The 1,201-nt window shown below is 68.6% G+C and carries 1 protein-coding gene and 1 pseudogene; one reads left to right on the forward strand and one right to left on the reverse strand.

Annotated elements, in window-relative coordinates:
• Positions 1–725: pseudogene (locus tag ACIGXE_RS37760) on the reverse strand (IS5 family transposase); the annotation flags it as partial.
• A 198-nt stretch (positions 726–923) separates the two neighbouring features.
• On the opposite strand from ACIGXE_RS37760, the gene ACIGXE_RS37765 reads away from it, so the two are divergent.
• Positions 924–1,201, forward strand: a 278-nt coding sequence (locus tag ACIGXE_RS37765; protein ID WP_399754697.1) for a transposase, incomplete at its 3' end; no start/stop codon positions are given.

Here is a 1,201-nt window from a genome sequence, read left to right on the forward strand (position 1 = left end):
GTCGAGGCGTTCGGGAATGGTGTGCTGGATGCCGCGTCGCCGGAGGTAGCCGCGGTTCTTTCGGGACGTGTAGGCCTTGTCGGCCAGGACGTGATCGGGCCGGGTGCGGGGTCGGCCTGCCCCGGTGCGGGGCACGCGGACCTGCTCCAGCACATGTCGGAGTTGTGGGCCGTCGCCGTAGTGGCCGGGCGTCAGGACGAGAGCGAGGGGCCGGCAGCGCCCCTCGGCTGCGAGGTGGATTTTGGTGGTGAAGCCTCCTCGGGAGCGTCCCAGGCACTCGCCGATCGGACCACCTCCGCCAGCCGGATGGCCAGTTTCCGCGGCACCGGATCGACCCGATTCGTTCCCTGGACGCTCCCCTTTTGAGGCCTCACGGCCGCTGGCGCCTTCCTCGCGCCGGCGGCGTGCTGATGGGCCCGCACCGCGGTCGAGTCCACCGACACCTCCCAGTCGATCCGGCCCGCAGCGTCCTCGGCGGCCTGGATCCGGGACAGCGACATCGCCCAGGTTCCATCCGCTGACCAGCGGCGATGCCGCTTGTAGATGGTCTCCCACGGACCGAACCGCTCCGGGAGGTCCCTCCACCGGACACCCGTCCGCACCCGGTACAGCACCCCGTTGATCACCCTGCGGTGATCACTCCAGCGGCCTCCACGCGTACCACCACGGGGCAGGAACGACTCCAGCCGTTCCCACTCCGCGTTCGTCAGATCCCCACGGCCCATACGACGAGCCTGACCTCAACACCCCGCCTCTGTCAGGAGATCCGAGAAACAGCGCCTAGCTTGATCTTTAACCTCGGGGTCCGAACGGGGCCTCGTACTTGATCACTCGGACTGGTAACTGCCGTACGCACAGGCGGCCTTCGGCTGAGCATGTGATCCGACCAAGGAACACACAAGCTCAGCACGAAGGCCGTGGGGATGAGTCTGTCGCATCATGCTGTCCGGCAGGATCCGTTTGCGGGACTGTCACGCTTCCGGGGTGAGTTCCACTCCTGTCTGACCAGGCGTGCGGACGCCCTGTTCGAGCTTGCGGACGCGGTGTTGTGCGCCGACGGTCCGGTCCGGTCGCTGGTGGAACTGTCGCTGGTGGGCGAACACCGTCGCGGGCACGGCGGGCTCTACGACGCTCTGGCCGCGGGCCGGGTCGATGTCGCCCGGCTTCGGCGAGCCCTGGCGACGGTGTCGCTGCCGCGGGC

It is taken from the genome of Streptomyces sp. NPDC053431 (assembly GCF_044544925.1).
Lineage (GTDB): Bacteria > Actinomycetota > Actinomycetes > Streptomycetales > Streptomycetaceae > Streptomyces.